This is a genomic window from Sphaerisporangium sp. NPDC049003 (assembly GCF_043197795.1).
Taxonomy (GTDB): Bacteria; Actinomycetota; Actinomycetes; order Streptosporangiales; family Streptosporangiaceae; genus Sphaerisporangium.
Map to the genome: position 1 here is coordinate 180,011 of NZ_JBICTU010000011.1, position 22,682 is coordinate 202,692.

Annotated in this window: 14 protein-coding genes; 10 read left to right on the forward strand and 4 right to left on the reverse strand. The window is 66.0% G+C overall.

Annotated features, from left to right (window positions below; translation table 11 throughout):
* Positions 1 to 411 precede the first annotated feature (411 nt).
* The 8 genes from ACGFIV_RS14760 (at position 412) to ACGFIV_RS14795 (ending at position 15,547) form a co-directional block, all read left to right on the forward strand.
* On the forward strand, positions 412 to 2,787 hold the full coding sequence (locus ACGFIV_RS14760; RefSeq protein WP_392835011.1) for a 5'-nucleotidase C-terminal domain-containing protein: 2,376 nt from the start codon (positions 412 to 414) through the stop codon (positions 2,785 to 2,787).
* Between the two features lie 254 nt (positions 2,788 to 3,041).
* Positions 3,042 to 5,081: a cellulose binding domain-containing protein gene (locus tag ACGFIV_RS14765; RefSeq protein WP_392835014.1), complete on the forward strand. Its 2,040-nt coding sequence runs from the start codon at positions 3,042 to 3,044 to the stop codon at positions 5,079 to 5,081.
* An 83-nt stretch (positions 5,082 to 5,164) separates the two neighbouring features.
* Entirely contained in the window at positions 5,165 to 5,500 is a 336-nt protein-coding gene (locus tag ACGFIV_RS14770) for a hypothetical protein (protein ID WP_392835100.1), read from the forward strand.
* A 617-nt stretch (positions 5,501 to 6,117) separates the two neighbouring features.
* On the forward strand, positions 6,118 to 11,937 hold the full coding sequence (locus ACGFIV_RS14775; RefSeq protein WP_358549564.1) for an ATP-binding protein: 5,820 nt from the start codon (positions 6,118 to 6,120) through the stop codon (positions 11,935 to 11,937).
* Positions 11,934 to 13,973 carry an MBL fold metallo-hydrolase gene (locus ACGFIV_RS14780; RefSeq protein ID WP_392835018.1) on the forward strand — a complete coding sequence of 680 codons (2,040 nt, stop codon included), beginning with the start codon at positions 11,934 to 11,936 and terminating at the stop codon, positions 13,971 to 13,973. Before ACGFIV_RS14775 ends, ACGFIV_RS14780 begins: the two co-directional genes overlap by 4 nt.
* A gap of 281 nt (positions 13,974 to 14,254) precedes the next feature.
* Complete coding sequence (locus ACGFIV_RS14785) at positions 14,255 to 14,485, forward strand: hypothetical protein (RefSeq protein ID WP_358549570.1); 231 nt, start codon at positions 14,255 to 14,257, stop codon at positions 14,483 to 14,485.
* Entirely contained in the window at positions 14,475 to 14,795 is a 321-nt protein-coding gene (locus ACGFIV_RS14790; protein WP_358549573.1) for a type II toxin-antitoxin system PemK/MazF family toxin, read from the forward strand. Before ACGFIV_RS14785 ends, ACGFIV_RS14790 begins: the two co-directional genes overlap by 11 nt.
* 119 nt (positions 14,796 to 14,914) lie before the next feature.
* On the forward strand, positions 14,915 to 15,547 hold the full coding sequence (locus tag ACGFIV_RS14795) for a hypothetical protein (RefSeq protein ID WP_392835023.1): 633 nt from the start codon (positions 14,915 to 14,917) through the stop codon (positions 15,545 to 15,547).
* Between the two features lie 241 nt (positions 15,548 to 15,788).
* On the opposite strand, the gene ACGFIV_RS14800 is transcribed toward ACGFIV_RS14795, so the two are convergent.
* Positions 15,789 to 15,980, reverse strand: a complete 192-nt coding sequence (locus ACGFIV_RS14800; protein WP_358549579.1) for a hypothetical protein — start codon at positions 15,978 to 15,980, stop codon at positions 15,789 to 15,791.
* 170 nt (positions 15,981 to 16,150) lie between these two features.
* On the opposite strand from ACGFIV_RS14800, the gene ACGFIV_RS14805 reads away from it, so the two are divergent.
* Positions 16,151 to 19,474, forward strand: coding sequence for a type ISP restriction/modification enzyme (locus tag ACGFIV_RS14805; protein WP_392835027.1), 3,324 nt, complete (start codon positions 16,151 to 16,153; stop codon positions 19,472 to 19,474).
* Positions 19,475 to 19,545: 71 nt separating this feature from the next.
* Here the strand turns inward: ACGFIV_RS14805 and ACGFIV_RS14810 are convergent, their stop codons facing one another.
* From ACGFIV_RS14810 to ACGFIV_RS14820, 3 genes are all read right to left on the reverse strand, one after another.
* Entirely contained in the window at positions 19,546 to 20,274 is a 729-nt protein-coding gene (locus tag ACGFIV_RS14810; protein ID WP_358561388.1) for a hypothetical protein, read from the reverse strand.
* 38 nt (positions 20,275 to 20,312) lie between these two features.
* The gene (locus tag ACGFIV_RS14815) at positions 20,313 to 20,591 is read right to left on the reverse strand and encodes a hypothetical protein (protein ID WP_358561386.1); all 279 of its coding nucleotides are present in this window, start codon (positions 20,589 to 20,591) and stop codon (positions 20,313 to 20,315) included.
* Between the two features lie 303 nt (positions 20,592 to 20,894).
* Positions 20,895 to 21,575: an ATP-binding protein gene (locus ACGFIV_RS14820; RefSeq protein WP_358561383.1), complete on the reverse strand. Its 681-nt coding sequence runs from the start codon at positions 21,573 to 21,575 to the stop codon at positions 20,895 to 20,897.
* Between the two features lie 246 nt (positions 21,576 to 21,821).
* Here ACGFIV_RS14820 and ACGFIV_RS14825 point away from each other — a divergent pair, with 246 nt between their 5' ends.
* On the forward strand, positions 21,822 to 22,679 hold the full coding sequence (locus tag ACGFIV_RS14825; RefSeq protein WP_392835032.1) for a helix-turn-helix domain-containing protein: 858 nt from the start codon (positions 21,822 to 21,824) through the stop codon (positions 22,677 to 22,679).
* Positions 22,680 to 22,682: the final 3 nt, after the last annotated feature.

Sequence of the window (22,682 nt, forward strand, 5' to 3'; positions counted from 1 at the left end):
ACCAGTTACGAGTCAGTAATTGATGGTCAGTGAGCGGCCTTAACCGCGAGTAGGTCAACCAGAAAGACAAGCGACTCATTCGGCGGGATCGCACGTTTTCCGGCTGCGCCGTAGGCCCGCCGCGGCCGGGATGGCGAGTTCGCCGGGCCACCGACCTTATGCCACGCAGACCCTTGTCCCAGCCCTCGATGACCTGGCCCACCCCAACACAAAGGTGAACGGGGCTTGCTGATGCCAGGACGCGTCGAACGCAGGTGCAGGCATGAACCCGGTGCGCGCCCCGGCCATCTCCCCGCTAAATAATTGTCCAACATTGTTCACGTTAGTACGTCAATGTGCCTGCTTGACGTGATTTGTACTTTTCTTCCAGACTTGCGAACCCTGATCACCCGCCAGGAAGGACCGTCACCCGTGTTAACAGCCTCGACCGCCTACCAGAGACGAGTAGGCATCGTCGCCCTTTTGCTCGCGTGCCTCGCCGCGATCGGGCTGCCGGTCGCCCACGCCGAGCCGAGCTCTGACGACAGCGTCTCCGTCACGGTCATGAACACGACCGATCTACATACCCACCTCTTCAACTGGGACTACTACGCGGATAAACCGGACACAGGGCGTGGCCTGGCCAGGGTCTCCAGCCTCATCGAGAAGGTCCGGGTCGAGAAGGGCCGAGACCACACTCTGCTGCTCGACAACGGCGACACGATCCAGGGCACGCCGCTGGGTAGCTACTACGCCAGGACCGAGCCGATCACCATGGGTACGATCCACCCGATGGCCGAGGCGATGAACGCGATCGGCTACGACGTCATGACCTTGGGCAACCACGAGTTCAACTACGGGATCGAGACTCTGCGAGCGTTCGAAAAGCAGGTCGACTTCCCGATACTCGGCGCCAACGTTCACGACTGGAACAGCGGCGAGCCCGCTTTCACCCCCTACATCATCAAGACGATGTCGATCGAGGGGCACGATCCGATCCGCGTGGGCATCCTCGGTCTGACCACACCCGGCTCCGCCATCTGGGACAAGTCCAACGTTGAAGGGCGGCTTCGCTTCAACGGGATCGTCGAAGAAGCGAAGAAGTACGTACCGATCATCCGCGACCAGGGTGTGGACATCCTCGTCGCCTCCGTCCACTCCGGCACCAGCACGGGCTCGTCGTACGGCGACCAGATCCCGTTCCCCGAGAATGCCTCCACGCTGCTCGCCCAGGAGGTCCCCGGCATCGATGTGATCATCGCCGGGCATTCTCACAGCGAGATCCCGCAGCAGTTGGTCACCAACAAGGCCACCGGTAAGCAGGTGCTTGTCACCCAGGCAGGCTCCTGGGGCAAGGTTCTCGGTGTGGTCGACATCGATCTCGCGAAGGTCGACGGTCAGTGGAGCGTCGCCTCGAAGTCGTCCAAGCTGCTGCAGGCGAGCACCGCGACCGACGACCCGAAGATCATCGCGTTGACCGCCGCGGCGCAGCAGAAGGTGGTCGATCACGTCAACGGTGTCATCGGCACGTCTCTCGGGACCATGCCGATGCGGGAGGCCCACTACAAGGACGTCGCCGCACTGGACTTCATCAACTACGTCCAGGCGGAGGTCGTGAAGAAGGGCCTGGCGGGCACGCCCGAAGCATCCCTTCCGGTCCTCTCCCTGGCTGCGCCTTTCGACGCCAAGGCCGTCATCCCGAAGGGGAACGTCACGATCCGTGACATGGCGGGAGCGTACATCTACGACAACACGCTGATCGGCGTGAAGATGAACGGCGCCCAGATGAAGGACTTCCTGGAGTGGTCGGCGAAGTTCATGAAGCAGGTGTCGGTTCCCGGCCCGTACAGGCCGGGCACCGTGACCGGTAACGGCCCGGCGTACAACTACGACGTCGCACGGGGACTGACCTACGACATCGACGTCTCCAAACCCGGTGGGGAGCGGATCATCAACCTCTCCTTCAACGGGGCGCCCCTGGACCCCGCCCAGGAGTTCGTGGTCGCGACCAACAACTACCGCCAGAACGGCGGCGGCAACGCGCCCCACATCGCCACCGCGCCGATCGTCTTCAACCCCCTCACCGAGGTGAGGGACGAGATCATCGACTGGGTGGTGGAACACGAGACCATCGACCCGGCCGCGTTCGCGCGTGTGGACTGGCGTCTGGTGTACAAGGGCGAGCCGGCCCTGGTCCTGGACACCGTCGCCACTCTGACCCCGAGCTCCACCGAACTCAGCTTCGGAAATCAGCCGACCGGGGAGCAGAGCGACCCGATGGCGGTGCGCTTCACCAACACCAGCCAGCCCACGATCACCGTCAACTCCGTCGAAGTGCCCGCGGGCTTCGTCGTCTCCGATGACACGTGCCAGGGCCGGCAGCTTGCCTCGGGTGCCTCCTGCAGCGTGTCCATGGCGTTCAAGCCGACCGCCGGTACGACCTACACCGGAAATCTGGTCGTCCGAAGCACCGCCGCCAACAGCCCGACCACGGTGGCACTCAGCGGAACCGCACTCGGTGTTCCGCTGACCGTGACCACCTCGTCCCGCTGCGTGGGCACGTCGGCGTACGTGGCGGTGACGGCCGTCAGCGGCGCCTCCGTGCCGGTGAACGTGACGCTGTCGACCCCCTACGGTTCCAAGACCGTGGCCGACGTCGCCCCGGGCAAGCAGGCGTACCAGTCCTTCAACACCCGGACCGGGCGGCTCGCCGCTGGCACGGTGAACGTGACGGGCACCGCGACGATCGGTGGCAAGCAGGTCACCTCGTCCTACGACGCCGCCTACACCGCGACCAGCTGCGCCTGACCGGACCGGCGGTGGCCGCGGTAATGCGCCGTAGGTGCCCGGGGACGCCGCCTTCAGCGAACCGGGGCCGGTCGATTCGGCCGGCCCCGGCCCTGCACCCATAAACGGAGCGATCCGCCCGGCACGGCGACCGTACGGAGTGAAACTTTCACCGACGGTTGACGCCCGTGGCGCACAGCCCGCAGGATCATGGGGTCTCCCTGGTCAGGAGGGGGCGTCGACTGAATTGCCGCTACCCATGACGAGGTGTGCCCATGCTCAATGTCCCCTCACGGATCGCGTCCGCCGTCCTGCTGACCCTGGTCGCCCTGAACGTTCCCCCCGCGTACGCCGACGACGTCACCCCGGTCGCGGTGACCGTCAACGCGCGCGCCGCACTCGCCACCGTCCCCGAAACCGGCATCGGCACCAACCATGCGATCTGGGACAGCAATCTGGGCACCGACGAGACCTCGGACCGGCTCAAGGACGCGGGCGTGAAACTGCTGCGCTATCCCGGCGGCTCCTACTCCGACATCTATCACTGGGCCGACCACACCGCTCCCGGCGGCTACGTCGCTCCCAACACCGATTTCGACACCTTCATGCGTGGCGTGCGGCGCACCGGAGCGCAGGCGATGGTGACCGCCAACTACGGCACCGGCACCGCCAACGAGGCCGCCGGCTGGGTCCGCTACGCCAACGTCACCAAGAAGTACGGCGTCAAGTACTGGGAGATCGGCAACGAGAACTACGGCAACGGCCACTACGGCTCCGCCTGGGAGGCCGACGACCACGCCGACAAGAGCCCGGCCGAGTACGCGCGCAACGTCGTCGCCTACGCCGAGGCGATGAAGGCGGTCGATCCGACCATCAAGATCGGCGCTGTGCTGACCACAGCGGGCGACTGGCCCGACGGGCTGGTCGCCGGCGGCGACGACGGAACCTGGAACAAGGTCGTCCTGTCGATCGCCGGACCGAAGATCGACTATGTGGTCCTGCACTGGTACCCCGGCGCCTTGGACAAGGCCGGCCGCGTGCCCGACATGATCTATCTCACCCGCCGGCAGATCGCCGAGTACGCGGGGCCCGGGTCGGAGCGGATCGGCATTTCGATGACCGAGTTCAACACCGGGACCAGCAGCAACGGTACGAACACCCAGCCCGGTGCGCTCGCCGCCGCCGACGCCTACGCGACGCTGCTCGCGAACGGCGTGTTCACGGTCGACTGGTGGAACGTGCATAACGGCATCGGCAGTGTCACGCAGGTCGCGGGGCACACCGACTACGGCGACTTCGGCCTGCTGTCGAGCGCGACCTGCACCTCCGACGGCAGCGTGTGCGAGCCGGCCTTGAACACACCCTTCGCGCCGTACTACGCGCTGCAGATGACGAGCAGGTTCGCCCGTCCCGGCGACCAGTTCATCCGGGCCGCCACCGACCAGGCGAAGGTCAGCGCGCACGCCGTCCGCCGCCCCGACGGCGATCTGGCGGTCCTGTTGATCAACACCTCGCCCGACACGTCCTTCCCGGTCACGATCGGTTATTCCGGCTTCAACCCGGCCTCCGGGGCGCCGGTCGTGCTGACCCACACCAACGGCGCCACCGACATCACCGGCTCGACCTCGGGGAGCGCGACCAGCCGGACGCTGCCGCCGCTGTCGCTGACCACGATCGTTGTGCATCCCAGCTCTGCGCAGACCGGACTGCCGGGCGCGCCGGGGCAGCCGACGGCCTCGAACGTGACGGACAAGACCGCCACGATCTCCTGGCCCGCCGCCTCCGCCGGGACGCGCCCGATCGTGAAGTACGAGGTCTACCGCCACGACGGAGCCGTCGGCGAGCAGCTCGGTGAGACCGCCGGTAACTCCTTCACCGTCAACAACCTCAAGCCGGGCACGGGCTACACGGTCAACGTGGTCGCGCGGGACAGCGGCGGCGGCGTCTCGTCGGCCTCCCCGCCCCTCACGTTCACGACCGGCACGCCCGCCTCCAGTTCCTGCACGGTACGGCTGACCGACCAGTCCGACTGGGGCAACGGCTACGTCGGCGCCATCGACATCACCAACAATGGCGCACTGATCAACGGCTGGACCCTGAACTTCAGCTGGCCCAGGACGTGGCAGAGCCTGGGCAGCGGCTGGAGCGCCGTCTGGACGCAGAACGGCTCGAACGTCAAGGTCGTCAACGAGCCGAACAACGGCTCGCTGCCGACCGGCGCGTCGACCACGATCGGCTTCGTCGGCAACTACAGCGGCCCGAACATCCTCCCCGCCGTCTTCACCCTCAACGGAACCGTCTGCGCAACGCGGTAGCACTGGTAGCACCGTCCGGGGTCGTCCCGCGCGGACGCCCCCGGACACGCACCCGAAGCCGCGAAGCGGGCGCGTCACGGCACCTGCGCACGCCGCGCGAGCCGTACTGGACGCTCACCGAGCGCCCCGGGCACGTGCGGCTGCGGGGACGGCCGGAGTCGCTCACCGAATGGACCAATCCGAGCCTCGTCGCCCGGCGGCAGCGGCACGCCCACTTCGCAGTGCACGCCGCCATGGAATTCACCCCCTCAGGTGGGGAGCGTGCAGCTCGCCGGAGACTTCATCGGCACCTACATCTGCATGTAAGTCTCCGGCGAAGGCCACCCAAGCGACAACGTCGCCGACTTCGACTGGTTCGAATACCTGCCACTGCCGGACTGAAACCCGGAGATCGCCACCGCATCGACGATTCGCGGTAGCGGCACTGCTCCCTGCGGACCGGACGTCCCCGCGCATCGCCCCCTGATCTGGTCGAGCTGGGTCCACACGAAGGTCGAGGTAGGCCGTATATCCGGATATGTCGGACTGTATCGTGAACTAGGCTCACAAATGGACGGTAATCGCTTGCGGCAACGAATGTGTCGCTGTACGGTGCCGTACACAGAGCCGACACTGGGTTCGGGGGGTACCTGGTCGGCCTGGACGGATCGCGGGAGAGGGTCCGCCCGTTCATGTCAGCTCTAGCGCTTCGCTAGGGATGGAGGTGGCCTCGGTAGTGAAACGGTGCAGGTGCGGCCGTCACAAGGCGCATCATCACAAGGAGGATAGGCCCGAAGACCGGGCACCGCTGGGTTTTCTCGCCGAATACCCGGCATGTTCAGAATTGGATAGTGTGATCACCGCGGTCGCCGCGAAACTGACCACAGATGATCTGATCTCCGGCATTCGGCTCTATCCGCCGCAGGTGCGGCAGATGATCTTCCACCAGTTGCGGCTGCCCAGCCAGAAAAGCATGAATTCGACGGTTACGGCGAATCTCATTCGGGTTTTGCGCACTCCGGGCAGTAAACGGGCGCCTCTAATTGAGATTTTCTGCATGCCGATTTTCCATGCCTTTCGGAACGCGGACGATCTGACGGCCGAAGACTGCGGACTTCTGCTGGTCGAGGAGACCGCCGGGAAGGTCCTGGAGGAGGCTGTGAGCCTTCGCATCGCGTTGCAGATCATGGCCCCACTGCCCAGGAGCCTGGTCGACCTCACGCTCGTGGCCGTCATGCAACGCGACCTGCCACTCTCACCACTCGCCCTGGGCATGTTGGCCGGTTCCGGGCGCGAGGTGGGAGGCGAGGCCGGAAGCGTCGTGCAGACGCTGTGGGACCAGGTCCGGGCCGGGGCGTTCGGCCTGCCGACGGCTCCTGCGGGAGTGGATGTCCTCTGCGATGTGGCCACGGCACTCGCTCAGCGGAATGCCGTCCCTGAAGGGGAGATGACCGGAGAAGCCGCCATGGCCACCGAAGAGGAGTACGCGCCGATGGGCGAGCACCAGCACGACGACGAGCCTCCTCAGGTGGGCTTGCGACGCTCCCTCGAACTGCTCGACCACCTTTACCTGGAGGCATGGGAAGCCGCAGGGCGGCTCCGTGGGGTTCTCCATGAGCGTCGCCGTCCCACCGGTGCCGACGTCGACCGCATCGTGCGGGTCGTGCATGAGTTCGACGAGATTCATGACCAGATCCAGAGCCTGGAGGACGTCGAGGTCGCGGCGACTTCCTTGGACGAGCTGTCACGCGCGCTGGACCAGGCGGAGGCCGCACAGGCCACGGTCGAGCGGGTCAGCCTGCTGATCCACGTCCACGGGCCCTCTGTACTCGACGAACAGCTCGCCGAAGTCCGCAAGGCGGCGGCCGAAGGGCCGACGGACGGACTGGACGCCCTGGCCCGGCTCATCCAACTTTCGTCGGAAGATCCGGATGCCGTCCTGATCCTCGCGGACGAACTGGAGGAACGAGCCAAGAAGGAACTTCCCGCGCGGTGGAACCCGGTGATCCGGGCCGCGGTGAGCGGCCGTCTCGGCATGGACGTCCCGGTGGCGCGACCGCCCTCGACCATCCATGCGGCCGATACCGGGCACTCATCGCACGGTGACGAGGCGGACGGTGACGCGGAAGGCGAAGACGAAGGCGGCACTCCGCCGCCTCTGGACGCCGGTCCCGATTCCACGCCGCCAACCGGTGAAAGCCTCATGGAGGCGGACGCGGAGGAAGATCTGCACCTCACCGACCTGGACCTCATGCTGGCGGACAGGTTCGGGTCCCGATCGACGGCGCATCCGGTCGAGCCGCGCCAGGCGCCGACCGAGCGGGCCGCGGTGCCGGAGGCCATCCTGGAGGAGGCGCTTCAGGCTCCGCCGGCAGAGCCCGTCGCAGCCCCCGAGGTGTCGCCCTGCGCCGCGTTCGCGGAGGCGGAGGCCGCGGCGCTCGGCGCACAGCGGTTCGGGCTCGCCGCCTGGATCAGGAAGGCCGCAGGGCGTCCGGTGGCCGAGATCGCGGCCCGGCGCTGCGCGGCGCTGGCCGTCGATATGAGCTCATTCGCCGGTCGGCTGTCCGCGGCCTTCACCGAGACGTCCCGGAAGATCACGACCGCCGGTATGGCCGACGATCCCGCCGGTCGCCTTCTGGCGTGGGCGGCCTCGATCCGGGCCGGGCTGGTGCATCCCACCGTCGAATCCGCACGCCTGGTGGACGAACTCGCCTCCACGGTCATGGGGCGTCAGGCTCTGACGGCGTGCGGTGCGGCGTTCAGCCAGGCCTTGCGGTCCGGCGTTTACCTCGTCCCTGGCCTGTCGGGTCAGATGCGTGACGTCGCCCGGGCCGAGCGGGCCCAGGCCCACGCCGTGGCGGCCTGCGCCAACCTTCTGGAAGACGGGCCACACAGAAGGATCAAGTATCCCCTCGCCACCGAAGTGTGGAAGTCGCTGATCCAACCGGAAGGGGCCGTGGGCGAGCTGGTCGGCGTCGCGGCCCGTGACGACATCGGGCAACTGCAGGAGACCGTCCGCAAGCTCGACGAGTTGCGCGAAGCGGGGGTGGTCGACCGCCTGATCGATGGGGAGGCCAAGCGTTCCAGGACGACACGGAACACCAAGATCATCGCAGGTGCGCGGGCCAAGCTCGTCGAGATGATCGACGAGGCACTGGAGAACGTCGCGAACTGGGCCACCGCTGTGCGTGAGGTGCAGGCCCGCCGTCCGTCCGGCTCCGACGAATGGCTGGCCAGAGGGCTGGCCGAACTCCGGCAGGCCATTGGCCGCCATCGGAGCGAGCTTCACTCGGAGCTTGAAGCACTGTGTGTGGACGCCGACCCGGTTCTGGCCGCCGCCGCGACGGGCGCGACGCACCTGATCAACGACACCCTGCACCTGCTCGACGGTGAGGCGCTCGGTGAGGCCGAACCCTCGGTGGCCGCCGTGCTCAACCAGGATCTCCTCTTCGCTCCCGAGATCCTGCTCGACGCGGACGGTCTCCGTCCCCACGGCGACCCTGCCTCCCAGACGCTCGCCCAGATCGCCATGGCCGACGTCCTCGACTGGCGCGGTGCCTTCGACGCCAGGGCTTCCCGTCTCGACCACGAGGGCACGCGCGCGGTGGCGGATGTGGTCTCCCATCAGGACCCCGATCTGGGGAACGAACTGCGGCACAGGAGGGACACGCTCGTCGCCGAGGCCGGAGAACGGCGTAACAAGGCGGTCGAGGAGGTTCTGGACCGGCTCGCCGGCTGGCGCAAGGACGGTGTTCTCTCCGAGACCGACGCGACGAGGATCGCGAGCGGGCTCAAGACCCTGCAGCGATCCGAGCGTGAGGACTTCGGCGTCGTCGCCGAGAAGATCTCACTGCTGGAGTCGGAAGCGGCGTCCATCCGTGCCGGGCGCATCGCCGACGAGGAGAGGCTGCTCACCCAGAAGAGCAAGGACCACCCCGACGTACGGGCCGCCGCTTCCCGCATCAGGGAGCACCTCGCCGTCGGCGACCTGACCACCGCACGGGAGTTCCTCCAGCAGGCCGAAGCTGGCCGGCCGCTTCCCGCCGTCCACAAGACGGTAGACCACTTCGGCCTCTTCTTCCCTCGCTTCCCCGAGGCGTTCGAAAGTATGTCGCTGCTCTCCTCCGGGGGACGGGCACGCAAGCAGGAGAGCGACGAGTGGGTCACCAAGCTCAAGGAGGCAATCCAAAGCGGCCGGGAGGTCACCGACCCCGACCTGCACCGCGTCATGTCCGAGGCAGGGCTGAGCGTCCAGGCTATGCCGCCCGGTCGTCGTGAGGAGTCCAAAGAAGGGCTGCGCTATTGGAAGTCGTTGGCTCAGAGTCCAAAGGCGCCGAGCAATCGGGGTGTGGCCATCCAGGCTGTGCTGCGGACGATCGGTCTGGAGGGTCGTCTGGTGCCAGCAGGGGAGGGGCAGGACAGGCTCTGGGTGACCTTGAACGACGTACGCTACGGTGACGCGCTGCTGCCGGAGTTCGGGTCGAAGATGAGCCCCTCGGGTGGCAGCATGCGCCTGCTGTTCGTCTGGCGCAGGCCGGGGCCGCAGCAGCTCATGGAGTGGCTCAAGGATGAGCCGCAGGACCGGACCATCCTGGTCTTCTACTTCGGCGTGCTTTCCCCGGCGCAGCGCGAGCAGCTGACCATGGCAGGCCGCAGGCGGCCCCGCCCCGTCACCGCGGTGATCGACGATGCCGCGATCAGCTATCTGGCCGCCCTGCCGGAGGCCGGTTGGACCGCCACGGTGAGCCTGCTCGCACCGTTCAGCGCGGCCAACCCCTACGCGCCCACGGGGGATGTGCCGATGGAGATGTTCTACGGTCGGTCGTCGCAGCTGTCGAGCGTGATCAGCGCCTCGGGTTCGTCGATCGTGTACGGCGGGCGCCAGCTCGGCAAGTCGGCGCTCCTGCGCGAGGCCGCCCGGACGCTACGCAGGAGCGATCCCGGCCGTGTCGTGATCCTGGAGACCATCCAGGAGATCGGAAAGATCGTGCCGGAGAGCATGCTGTGGCTGCGGCTGGCGCCCCGGCTGGCCGAGGCAGGGGTGCTTCCGCAGTCCGGCGCCACGCTCAAGGACCGCGCGGAGATCTGCCAGGCGGTCAAGCAGTGGGCGGACCAGGATTCGGCCCGACAGCTGCTGATCCTGCTCGACGAGGCGGACGCCTTCCTTAACCGGGATGCCGCCAACGCGAAGTTCGCGAATGTGGAGGCGTTGCGCGACCTGATGCAGGACACCGACGGACGGGTGAAGGTGGTCTTCGCCGGCCTGCACCAGACCGCCCGGTTCCAGAGCCTTTCCAACCAGCCGTTCCCCCACCTGGGAGCCCCCATCCCGATCGGGCCGCTGGACCCGCAGGACGCCTTCGACCTACTCACGCGCCCGCTCATGGCGCTCGGCTTCCGTTTCCCTCCGACCCTTGCGGCGCGGGTCATCGCGGAAGCGAACAACGCTCCGGCGCTCATCCAGCTCTTCGCGGCGGCCCTGCTCCAGAGGCTGCGGCACATCCCCATCCAGGGCGGCGGACTTCCCTACGAGATCACCTCAGACGACCTGGCCGCCGTCTGGCGGGACAGAGCTCTTGAGGTCGGCTTCCGCGACCGGTTCGAGTGGACGCTGGACCTGGACAAGCGCTACAAGGTGATCGCCTATGTCGTCGCCTTCCACGCCCTCGCCTACGGAACGGACAAGACGGTCAGCATCCAGGAGTTGAGGGATGAGTGCCTCATCTGGTGGGCCGCCGGCTTCGAGAACTGCACCAGCGACGGCTTCCGCGGATTGCTGGAGGAGTGCGTCAACCTCGGGGTGCTGTCGTCGGACGCCGACGGGTACCGCCTCCGGACGCCCCATGTGCTCACGTTGCTCGGCGGCGCGGAAGAGGTGGACACCGTCCTATCGAGGGCGAACGAGTTCGAGCAGCCCGATTCCTTCGACGCCTATGCGTATCGGGCCCTCTATCGGAACGGCCCGGATCTGTCCCCCCTCACCGGTGCCCAGGTGAGTCGCCTGTTCGAGTGCCGTGACAGCCTTCATCTGATCACCGGCTCCGCGGCACTGCACATCGAGCGGGTCGGCCTTGCTCTGGAGGAGGCCGGGCGGCAGCATATCGCCCACGTCCGGCGGGTGCAGTCGAACAAAGGCACCTTCGAGGGCGCCGTGCAGCGGAGCAGGGACGGCGGCGGCCACAACGTGGTCGTCGTCGACCTCGCTGGCCGCTCGGCCGAGCAGGCGACGGAGATCATCAAGACGGCGACCGCCGCCGTGTCCACGGGCGGCGCCGGAACGCTCGCGGTCGCGCTGGTGGCACCGCCCGAACTGGTCCCGGTCTGGCTCGCCGTCGCTTCGGGCGCCGAGGAACCGGCTCGGCGCGTCTGGCACATGGAACTGCGGCGCTACGACCAGCCGGTCGTGCGCCAGTGGATGGACGACGCCGGCCTCGGCTACCGTGACGCGGCCGGCCAGGAAGCCCTTCTGAAGGCCACCGGCGGCTGGCCGCTGCTGGTCAGCAAGCTCGTCGAGCGACCTTTCTCCGACCGGGAGCAGGCACTCGAAGGGTGCCGTGCCTGGATACGGGAGAACGCCGAGGAGTTCGTCCGGTCGACCGGTGTGCTCAGGGACCCCACGCTCTGGCAGGCGTGGCGGCACCTCATCGACGTCGGCCCGGATCGGCCCGACGACCTCGCCACCTACCTGGAGATGGCCGGTGAGGAACCGTCCGGGCCCCTGCACCGAGACCGGCTTGAGGCCATCGGCTATCCGTCTTGGGTCGCCCTGGTCGAAGTCCTCAGATCGCTTGGCGCGCTGGACCTGAGGGCGGACGGCACTCTCGCTTGCGAGCCGGTCCTCGCCGCGGTAAGCGAGCGGCTGGAGGCCGGCTCATGACGGACCTGTTAGCGCCGCTACTGCGTACGGCGGCCGAGGTGGTGCTCTCCCGTCCGGCGTTGGCAGGGTACGGAGGTGACGCGGACCGATTCGTCGCGGACCACCGGACCGACCTGCTCGACATGCTCATCTCCTCGGAGGAGTTGCGGCGGGTCAGCCTGGATCGGCTGCGGGTCCCCGGTTCGCAGCGGACGGAACGCGACTTCGCCCAGCTCGTGCTTCACCCCGATCCTGCGGTGCGGGCCGTGGCGGTTCGGATCGCCGGGGCGGTCACGGAGAGAGCGTCCCGCAATGCCGCCGACCGCAGGCTGCGCCGCCTGAACGACAAGAACGCGGAGCTGAAGGAGAGGCTGCGCACGGCGAACGGGCGGCACCGCAACGCCTTGGCGGACGTGGAGACGTTCCGCGAAGCGGCGCGTGAGGCGACAGAACGGGCCGATCTCCTGGACTCCGAGCTAGCGGCGACGCGCCGGCGGCTGCGTGACCCGAAGTCCATGACCTCGGTGCTCCTCGCGTTACTGCAGGAGGAGCCGCCCGAGCCCGAGGGCGATCCGAGCACCCGTGATCCCCATCGGCCAAAGCCGGTCGAGCGGCCCCCCTCGCCTTTGGAGGTGGCGGCCAAGGCCGCCGGTATCGGCCCCGAGTCGCTCGTGAAGGCACTCCAAGCGCTCGTCGACCCTCCGAAGCCGAGTGCGGCAGCGGTCACCGTGACCCGGGAACGTGACCTTAGGGTCGTGCCGTTGGGCGGCGGGACAAAGATCGGCGGCTCCTGCCTGCTGGTCGAAGCAGGTGGAACCCGCGTTCTCATCGACGCCGGGCTGGTTCCGGGCGACCCGTCCTTGCCGCCTCCGGGCATCGGGCAGGCGCTGGAAGGTCCCCTCCACGCCGTCGTCGTGACGCACGCCCACAACGACCACTGCGGGTACGTCCCGGCGCTGGCGGACCGGCTGCCGGACCTGCGGATCATCGCCACCCCGGAGACCACACAGCTCATGCCGGCCATGTGGGCCGACTCGGTGAAGATCATGCGGCAGCGGCAGAGGCTCGCGAGCACGTGGGGCACGCACGTGGAACCGCTGTACCCCCGCGAGGCGATCACCAGGGCGACGGGGGGAAGCGAGGAACTGGCCTTCGGCGTGCCTCGCAAGATCGGCGACCTCGTGGTCGAGCTGTTCCCGGCCGGTCACATCCTCGGGGCCGCCGGCGTGGTGGTCCGGGCGGGCGACTCCACCGTCGTCGTGACCGGCGACATCTCGGGGTTCCGGCAGCACAGCGTCGGGGGGTACGCCATCCCCGAGGCGGCCAGGTACGCGGATCTGCTCGTCATGGAGTCCACCTGCTGCGCCGAGGACCACCAGGACCGGGGTGACCTGGTGGGCGCGCTCGTCAGGGCCGTCGAGAGCGTGTACGCGGGGGGCGGCCGGGTGCTCATCCCGGCCTTCGCCCTCGGCCGCGCCCAGGAACTGGCCCTGATCATGCGTGACCGCCTCCCGCACGTGCCGGTCCTTCTTGACGGCATGGCAGCGGACATCGCCAGGTCCTTCGAGACCGTGACCGCCGGTGGTCCTCTTCCACTGTCCGTCTTTGGGGACAACGTGGCCCGTGCCCGTCCCGGCGACCTGGACGAGTTCACCCGAGGCGTGGTGATCAGCACGTCGGGGATGCTCGCCGGAGGTCCGGCCTTCCGCTGGGCGGCCGAGATTCTGCCGGACCCGAAGAGCGCCCTGTTCCTGTCGGGATACCAGGACGAGGAGTCGCCGGGCAAGCGGCTGCTCGACGCCGTACAGGGTGGGGCTCCGCAGTTGATCCTCGACGACATGGGCGAGGAGAGGAAGATCCCGCTGCGGGCACGGGTGGAGATGATGCGGCTGTCGGCACACGCCGACAAGAGAGGACTGCTCGACATCGCCGACGAGGTCTCGGCGCGCCAGGTGATGCTCGTCCACGGCCTGGCCAGACGCCAGGCCGACTTCCGCGAGATCCTACGGCTCCGCGGTCACGCCACAACGGAAACGGGCCCTTGGCAGGCCTTCTGACTCCAGAGAGCACCCGGCCTTCGCATTTGGGCCTCCACCACGGTGGTGGATCCACGGAACGGGCGGGGGTGGGCTGATCCAGCCCGCCCGACACGTTCGATCGAGGCGTCGGTGAGCAGAGGAGATCCGCGCTCTGCTCGCTGACGCTGGCCCACGCAGCGACGACGCACCAACGCGAGGCATCTAGGCTGCCCGGGATGCGATGATCATCGCTTTGTGTAGCGACTTGATTACGGAATTCGGTCAAACGTCTGCGGGTGGAGCCGTCGTACAGTGAGGATATGGCTGTGCTCACCGTACAGATCGACGCGAAGACCGAGAAGGCCCTCGCCGAGCTGACCGCTGACGGCAGGTCCGCCACCGATGTGGTCCGCGAAGCTCTTCTCATCGCCAACCGCCTCAGGCGTATGGAAGTGGCCCGGTTGGAAGCTCAGGAGCTCGCCCACGACCCAGAGAACTTGGCGGAGCTTCGCTCTGTTCGATACGACCTGGGCGAAGACTGTGCGCGGTGACGTCTATCGCCTGCGGATGCCACGTGAAGCGGTCGGCCACGAGCAGCGCGGCGAGCGCTTCGCCGTCCTACTGCAATCCGATGCGCTCGCCTCACTCTCCACCCTGATCATCGCACCGACATCGACCAGTGCGCGTCCGATGACATTCCGGCCTGAGATCGAGCTGAACGGCAAGACCACCCGGGTCCTCATTGATCAGCTCAAGGCCGTGGACACATGCAGGCTCGGTGACTTCGCGGGTCGACTGGACCCTGCGGAGATCGAGGAGATCGACGAAGCGCTTCACGTCATGCTCGGCCTGCTCACATGAGCTGACTGGCGGATTTCAGCTGCCATTTCGATTGACACGACCGCCAGCACCGAGGGTATCGCCTAGCCCTGGGAGGGTCCGTCCGGAGTGATGAGCCTGTGCGCACGGAACGTCCGACATTGACTGTCAACCATGCCGCTCTTCTTGCCCTCTTCGGGCGGTATCTCATGCCTGATTATCGATTGTCTGCTCTTGAGGCGCAGAAGTTGGCCTACTTCCTACAGGAGTGCGGGCAGTCGCTTCGCCTGCGGTTCGCCAAGGGCAAGTACGGTCCATACGCAGAGAACCTGAACCACGCGCTCCAGCAGCTAGAGGCCCACTTCATCCGTGGTTACGGCGACCGGACACAGGATTCCCGGATATACCTCTTGCCAGGGGCGGCCGAGGAGTCCGACCAGGTCCTCACCCAGGACGATGCGACAGTCGCGAGGGTTGGCAGGGTCGCTCGCCTCATCGAGGGGTTCGAGACTCCATACGGCCTCGAACTGCTGGCCATGGTTCACTGGGCGGCCGTCGAGACCGGCGGTACGAACGCCGGCGATCTGAGCACGCACATCCGGGAGTGGTCCGCCCGTACGGGGGCTCTGTTCAAGCCGTCGCATGTCAGCGTGGCGTTGGAACGTCTCCGGAAGCTTGATTTTCTACCAGTTCGTGCCGCAGCCTGTAAGGAACATTCGGTCGAGCGGCAGTCCGCGTTGGGTGGCCCAGCAGCAGATCAGGCGGGCAAGGGCGTCCAGCCCTTGCCCGCCTGAGCCGTGCGATGGGTTCGGTACGGGCACGTCGGTATTGCAGCCAAGCCCTTGCCGGACGCCGTTTCGGGGGCGTGGAACTCGCGTCCGTCTTCCGGTCCATGCCTGGACCCGTGATCCCGATTCGCTCGATGGGTCGCCGCCGCTCGGCGGGCACGTCGTAACGGTCATGCAGTCCGCGCCGGAACGCGGTGTGCTTGAAGCGGGTGAAGAGGGCGAGGAACTCTTCGCGTCACGAGTTGGGTCACCGGTGCTCCTGGGCGAGTGCCAGGACGTCCGCAGGGACCTCCACGATCGTCTTGTCGTCCGCGAGGTCGCGCACCGCGGGCCTCAGGTCTGATCGAGGGATGGGACGACGCGGCCCGCACGCGCTGGACGGTGTGCGGATCGGCGCCGCTCCGCTGGTGGGCGGCAGGCACGGGACGCCCACCCTCATCGGTCACCCTCACGCGGTGCACTACACCGCCGGGCGAAATAGTGTGCCCATCGTTGCCACTCGAAGGCTAATTGCCCTGGTTTGGCTAAGTAAGTCGCTATTGATCGTCGGCGGCGACACATAACTGTCCCGGTCCGGCAATCTGGACTACCCGCGATCAGTCCGGGTTCATGGTTGATATGGCCCGGAAACACACTCTTACGGCTCCGCTGCTCGTCAAGGCGAAGGCCGCTGTCTCGAAGTTTGGCAAGCATGTCACGCCGAAGTTACAGGGAGACATCGGAGGTCGAGAAGATCAACTCCGGGCTCCTTTGGAAGCTCTCATCACGGATATGGGAGTCGTTCTGGGGGTGGATGTAGTCATGCTGGGAGAGGCTACGCTCACAACGCTCGGGGTCCGGCCCGATTACGCGGTGAACGTGGCCGGTGCCCGGGTGGGCTATATCGAGGTCAAGGCTCCCGGCAGAGGGGTTCCGTCCACATGGGGCAAGCCCAACCCTCACGAAAGGAAACAATGGGCCATACTCCAGCTGTTGCCGAACGTCCTGTACACCGATGGTACGCAATGGGCGCTCTACCGAAGCGGGGAGCTGGTCGGCCAGGTCGCCCGATTCCATGGAGATCTCAGGAAGGCCGCCGACAAGTTACAACCCGTTGACGGTGAGTTCGTGCGGGTTATCTCGGAGTTCTTACTGTGGGAGCCCGAGCCCCCCCGTAGCATCCGGCAGCTTGTCAAAGCCGTCGCCGGCCTGTGCCGGGTACTTCGCGGCGAAGTTCTTGACTCGCTGGATCGAGAGAGGCGCGGAGAGGAGCGCGACAAGGTCTTCAGTGAGCTCGCGGATGACTGGGGTCGGCTTCTCTTTCCTGGTCTCGCAGGGGAGAAGTTCGCCGATGCCTACGCCCAGACCGTGACGTTCGCCCTTCTGCTCGCCCGAGTAGAGGGCATCGGCTTTCAGGGGTCCCATCTGGCCGACATTGCACGGTTGCTCGGGAAGAAGCATTCGCTCATGGGCAAGGCCTTGAGCGTGCTGACCGCGGACACGGTGGAAGGGCGTAGCATCGTGGCCACCACGCTGCTGCGGGTCATCGGAGCGGTCAACTGGGATCAGATCAGCGATGGATCGGCCGACTCCTACCTTCATCTGTATGAGAACTTCCTGGAGCTCTACGATCCAGAGCTTCGGAAGGAAAGCGGCTCTTACTACACTCCGAACTCAATCGTCTCATTCATGGTTAGATTCACCGACGAGGTGCTTCGCACACGTTTGGGTAAGCCCCGTGGGTTTGCGACAGAAGATGTGACGATCGTGGATCCCGCGATGGGAACGGGAACGTTCCTGCTCAACATCATAGACGTGGTGGCGCAGGCTATTGAGGAAGAAGAGGGGCCCGGGGCCGTTCCCCCTCAGCTTCGTTCGCTTTTCAGCCGTCTCATCGGATTCGAGATGCAAACCGGTCCCTATGCTGTCGCCGAGCTACGAGTTCACCAGGCGCTGAAGTCACAGTATCGAACGGAGATCCCCGAGAAGGAAGTACGGTTCTACGTCGCTGACACGCTTGATGATCCCTATGTTGAACAGATCGATGTGATGTCAGGGTACGGGGCGATCGTGCGCTCGAGGAACGAGGCCAACAAGGTCAAACGGGAGACTCCCGTCCTTGTGGTGATCGGCAATCCGCCCTATGGCGACAGGGCTAGGGGACAGGGAGGCTGGATAGATCCCCCCGGAAGGCGGAACGGCAAAGCAAGGGTCCCCCTCGACGCCTTCCGTGCCCCGGATCTCGCCAGACACTCCTTCAAATTGGCCAGCATGTACGTCTACTTCTGGCGCTGGGCCACCTGGAAGGTCTTCGACGCTCATCCGGAGCAGCCAGCCGGAGTCGTCACCCTCATCACCCCGTCCAGCTATATCGACGGCCCCGGATTCGCCGAGATGCGCAGCTATCTACGCCGGTCGGCCGACGAGGGCTGGATTATCGATCTCTCCCCTGAACAGCACCAGCCGGACGGCAGCACGCGTGTTTTTCCTGGGGTTCAGCAGAATCTGTGCATCGGTGTATTCGTCCGATATGGTCCCGTCGACCGTAACACCCCTGCTCGCGTTCGCTACATGGCAGTCACCGGCCATCGAGAGCAGAAGTTCGCACGGCTGGCATCGGTGAGCATCGACGATTCGTGCTGGAAAGCCTGCGACACGGGATGGCGTGATCCGTTCACTCCCGCCGCCGGTGACCGGTGGCTGAGTTACCTCGCGCTGACCGATCTGTTCCCGTGGGCTCTGACTGGCATAACGCCCAACCGCAACTGGGTACACGCGCCCGACAAGGAAACGCTCAACCGCCGCTGGGCGAGGTTGATCGACGCCGGGCCTGACGAGAAGCGGATCTTGATGAAGGAGACGACGGATCGGGACCTCACCGACCTGCCCGGTGCACTGCCCGGGGAACCCCCTCCTGCTCATCCGCTCGACGTCGAAACGTGCAGGAATCCACGTACCGAGCCGGTCGCCTTACGCAGCTTCGATCGCCAGCACGTCATCTATGACGCACGCGTGATCGACCGTCCTCGCCCCGCCCTATGGGCCGTCCGCGGGCAACGTCAGATCTATGCCACTGAACAGCACTCTCAACCGATCACTTCGGGCCCGGCGCTCACCTTCGCCTCTCTGGTGCCCAGCGCGCACCACTACAACGGCCGTGGTGGGCGAGTTCTGCCGCTCTACCGTGACGCCCTGGGTCTGCAGCCCAATCTGACGCCAGGGCTTCTCGAATCGATCGGTCTCAGAATCGGTAAGACCATCAGTGCTGATGACCTGATGGCCTACGTCGCAGCACTGAGCGCGCACCCTTCTTACACAAGCCGGTTCGCGGAGGAACTCAAGAACCCGGGCCTGCGAATACCGCTCACCGCCGACTCTGAAGCTTGGGACGAGGGGGTTCACATCGGCCGGCGAGTGCTGTGGCTGCACACCTACGGAGAGCGTTGTGCCGATGCGGGGGAAGGACGACCCCTTGGTCCACCCAAGTTGCCGCCCGCAGTACGGCCCAAAGCTCGAGTGACTATCCCCTATACCGAGGAGTCGATGCCAGAGACGATCTCGTACGACGCGACCACTCGTACCCTGCACGTTGGAGCCGGTGAGATTTCGCCGGTCTCCCCGCAGGTGTGGGATTACGAGATCTCCGGCTGGAAGGTGGTACGTCGCTGGTTCGGCTACCGCCGCGCCAACCCCGGCGGGAACCGATCATCACCCCTGGACTCCATCAACATCGGTCGCTGGCCTGCGCAGTTCACCACCGAATTGCTGGAACTCCTCAACGTCTTGAGCCTGTGCGTCGAACTCGAACCGGCACAGGCCGTATTACTTGAGAAGATCTGCGATGGTCCGCTCATCACGGCCGCCGACCTCGAACAGCGAAAGGTACTGCCCGCTCCCGCCAACGTGAGAAAGGCGCCGCAGGTGGAGGCGGACCACGCCCCGCGACTCTTCTGACTCGCGAACGGCAGCTCAAAGTATGGGGTTGGCGCAGTATCGGACTTGGTGAGGCGCATTATTATCGAACCTCATTCTCCTTCTTCCAGCAGTTTCGCGGCGGCTTTGGGATCCATCAGATTGGACCAAGCCTGTTCGGCTCCATAGAGCGGGCGACCAGGTAGTTGCGGTTCGGGGTACCAGCCGTCGCGTTCACAACCGGGTACGAGATCGAGGGTGAGATAGGCGATGTTGTCAGGAACGCTGCCGGTGATGCGGACGGCGACGTAGGTCTCGTGCCCATCGTCGGCCCGAACCTGAATGCCGATCACAAAGGTGGCGTAATCGGCGCTATGCTCGCGGCCGTCCCCGAGTGATGATCTGATCAGACCTCGGATCGTCTGAGCCAGGTGTCGAAGCAGGCGAGCGCCGGCTTCCATCTGATAACGCTCGTGGTCGTCCTGATTGGGCAGCAGGTGACCGGTGTAGGTGGCACTGGTCAGGGGCTTTGCGTGATCGGTGTTGTAGCGAGCTCGGGCCGCCTTGCCGTCTTCCTCCAAGGACGCGTAGAAGTCATCGGGTGACCCGTTCTCGCGTACCCCACCGGCGACCAGCCAGGGCAGGTCCTCTTCGGTCCAGACGGCGCCACGCCACCTTTGAATTTTGACCTTGAAAAGGATCTGGTCATCGATCGCCCGGATGCGCTCGTGCTTGGCGTGCTCATCGGCGAATTGCTCGGTGGTCTTGTTCAGGAGTGGGTGGGCGATCTCGTCCAGCGGGTCGTCTGCAGGCGGGACCGCGAGCTTCAGATCATCACGCAAGCAGCGCAAGGTAGGACGCGCTCGGTTCGTCGGCACCTTCAGTCGTCCTCGCGTACTCCGCCGAGCTCATCGATGCGCTCAGGGCTCAGACCGGTCAGCATGGCCAGACGCGACCGGTTGGAGCCGTCCAGTTGAGCCATCGCGCTCAGCATCTTCTGCCGGATCTCCTCACGACGGATCTCCAGGTAGACCCGTACGGCCTCGGCCACAAGATCTTTCTTGGTGACGCCGAGGAAATGAGCCCCGTTGGAGATGAGCTGGTCGATTTCTGGATCGACCTTCAACGGCGACAGTGCCATGCTGATCGCCTCCCTCATATTCGGTACCTCAGGGTACCTAGGGTACGACAGCCGTGTGCACGAGACATCACTTGGGCCTCCTACCTGACACGCCCGAGCCAGGCCACGATGAGGTGGCTACTTGCCTCGGTTCGCCAGATACGTTCGGCCAGTTCATCTGGGCTGCCAACCTCGATAAGGCTTAGATGTTCGTGGTGGTGGGCGGGTGGGAGCGCCCACCAATGTCCGGTGGTGTTGCCGTACCAAAGAGCCGGTGAACCGCCGTGCCAGTGCACGCACTGTGTCGTGGGCGTGCGGTGGCGGCGTCGCTGCAGGTCACGATCATAGGTGGGCCCCAGGGGTGTCGGTGGGGGAGAGTTCCGCCCACGTGGTGGTTTTGCGGCGGCCGATGGTGAAGCCCCAGCACGCCGCCACCGCGTCCACCAGCCGTAGGCCCCGGCCACGAAGATCCAGCTCGTCCAGTGCTCCGGCCCACTCCGGGAGCTCTGCCGCTTCGGCAGACCGCAGGCATGGGACGCCGTCCGCGCCGTCGTCCTGCACCTCGATACGCACCCGGGTGCCGACGTGCAGGACGTACAGCGTCACTGTGCCGCCTGGCAGCGACGATCGGGAGTGCTGGACGCTGTTGGAGACCAGCTCGGAGACCACCAGCAGGGCGGACTCCAGGAGCGGATCCCCGGCGAGGAGCTTGCGGACGAACGCGCGTGCCGCCCCCACCTGTTCGACGTGGCCGGCGAGGGTGAGGTATCCGGCGACGGTCCACGCGCCCGGCTGCGTGCCGTTCCGGTGCTCGTCGTCGTGACCGATGGCGCCGTCCACGACGATCACACCCTGCGGGTCCATTCCCGGGCCTGGTACGGCCGCGCTGGGCCGTACCGTTTCGCGGCTGCTCGCCGGTGGGACGGACTGCGCGGCCGTCCTGTCCGTCTGGGGGACGTCGATGCGGGACACCTCCCGTTCCAGGACCTGAAGCACCCGTGCCCCGGCGCCCAACAACTCCAACCGCCCAGCCTCTCGCCCCACCATCGACCTCCACAGGCTCCTGCGGCTGCCCTTGCCGCCTCTACGTCGAGACGCGCTGCAACCAGTTGATTACTTTCTGTTTACGGAGTGTCGCGGAGTGCACGTGCCTCCTGCAAGTGCATCGCGCAAATTCCACAGGATTTTCGTAGCCGAATGTAGGGGCGAGGTGACCGGAGGTGACGCTAGGGTTCACCGGTGACGTCCCCACGGCCTTCGAGGTGAAGCGTGTCCGCAAGTCAAGGGTCAACGGTCCGCCGCCGCCGACTGGGCATCGAGCTGCGGCGCCTACGGGAGGCCTCGGACAAGACGATCGAGGAAGTTGCACGTCATCTGGAGCGTTCCGCCTCGACCATCAGTCGCATTGAGACCGGGAAGACCGTGCCACGGCTTCGAGACGTGCGGGACATGCTTGATATGTACGGAGCCGTAGACGATCAGCGGGAGTTGCTTCTCGCCATGGTGCGAGACGCTCAGCAGAAGGGGTGGTGGACGGACTACGAGGACGTCCTGCCCGCTGGCTTCGAGACGTACGTGGGACTCGAAGCCGAGGCCGCATCGCTGCGCACCTATCAGACCAACCTTGTCCATGGACTCCTGCAGACCGAGGACTACGCGCGTGCTCTTCTTCGTGCTGTCCGGCTCATGGACAGCCAGGAGAACGTGGACCGCCTCGTCTCCCTACGGATGAGACGTCAGTCGGCCCTTGTGCGGGATCACCCCCTTGAGTTGTGGGCTGTGCTTGACGAGGCTGTTCTGTGCCGTCCCATCGGTGGGCCCACCGTCATGCGGGCTCAGTTGGAGCGCCTCGTACAGGTTGCCGGCACGCCCACTGTCACCATCCAAATCCTGCCCTTCGCGAAGGGCGCCCATGTTGGGCTTATCGGCCCGTTCTCGATCATCGAGTTCCCCGACGTAACGGACTCCGATGTCGTTTACGCAGAAAGTCCCGCTGGAAACCTATACGTAGAGAAACCGAAGGATGTACGGCGTTATACGCTGGTTTTCGACCACCTGCGCGCCGCTGCGCTGCCACCGGATGAATCAGTGGCTCTCCTCGTCGCAGCGATGAAGGCGATCGGGTGACTG

What these genes read in the sequence shown, in the direction of transcription:
- ACGFIV_RS14765 (WP_392835014.1), top strand. Translation starts at nt 3,042, where the DNA reads ATGCTCAATGTCCCCTCACGGATCGCGTCCGCCGTCCTGCTGACCCTG.
- ACGFIV_RS14815 (WP_358561386.1), bottom strand. Translation starts at nt 20,591, where the DNA reads ATGAGGGAGGCGATCAGCATGGCACTGTCGCCGTTGAAGGTCGATCCA.
- ACGFIV_RS14805 (WP_392835027.1), top strand. Translation starts at nt 16,151, where the DNA reads ATGGTTGATATGGCCCGGAAACACACTCTTACGGCTCCGCTGCTCGTC.
- ACGFIV_RS14800 (WP_358549579.1), bottom strand. Translation starts at nt 15,980, where the DNA reads ATGAGGGTGGGCGTCCCGTGCCTGCCGCCCACCAGCGGAGCGGCGCCG.
- ACGFIV_RS14785 (WP_358549570.1), top strand. Translation starts at nt 14,255, where the DNA reads ATGGCTGTGCTCACCGTACAGATCGACGCGAAGACCGAGAAGGCCCTC.
- ACGFIV_RS14775 (WP_358549564.1), top strand. Translation starts at nt 6,118, where the DNA reads ATGCCGATTTTCCATGCCTTTCGGAACGCGGACGATCTGACGGCCGAA.
- ACGFIV_RS14780 (WP_392835018.1), top strand. Translation starts at nt 11,934, where the DNA reads ATGACGGACCTGTTAGCGCCGCTACTGCGTACGGCGGCCGAGGTGGTG.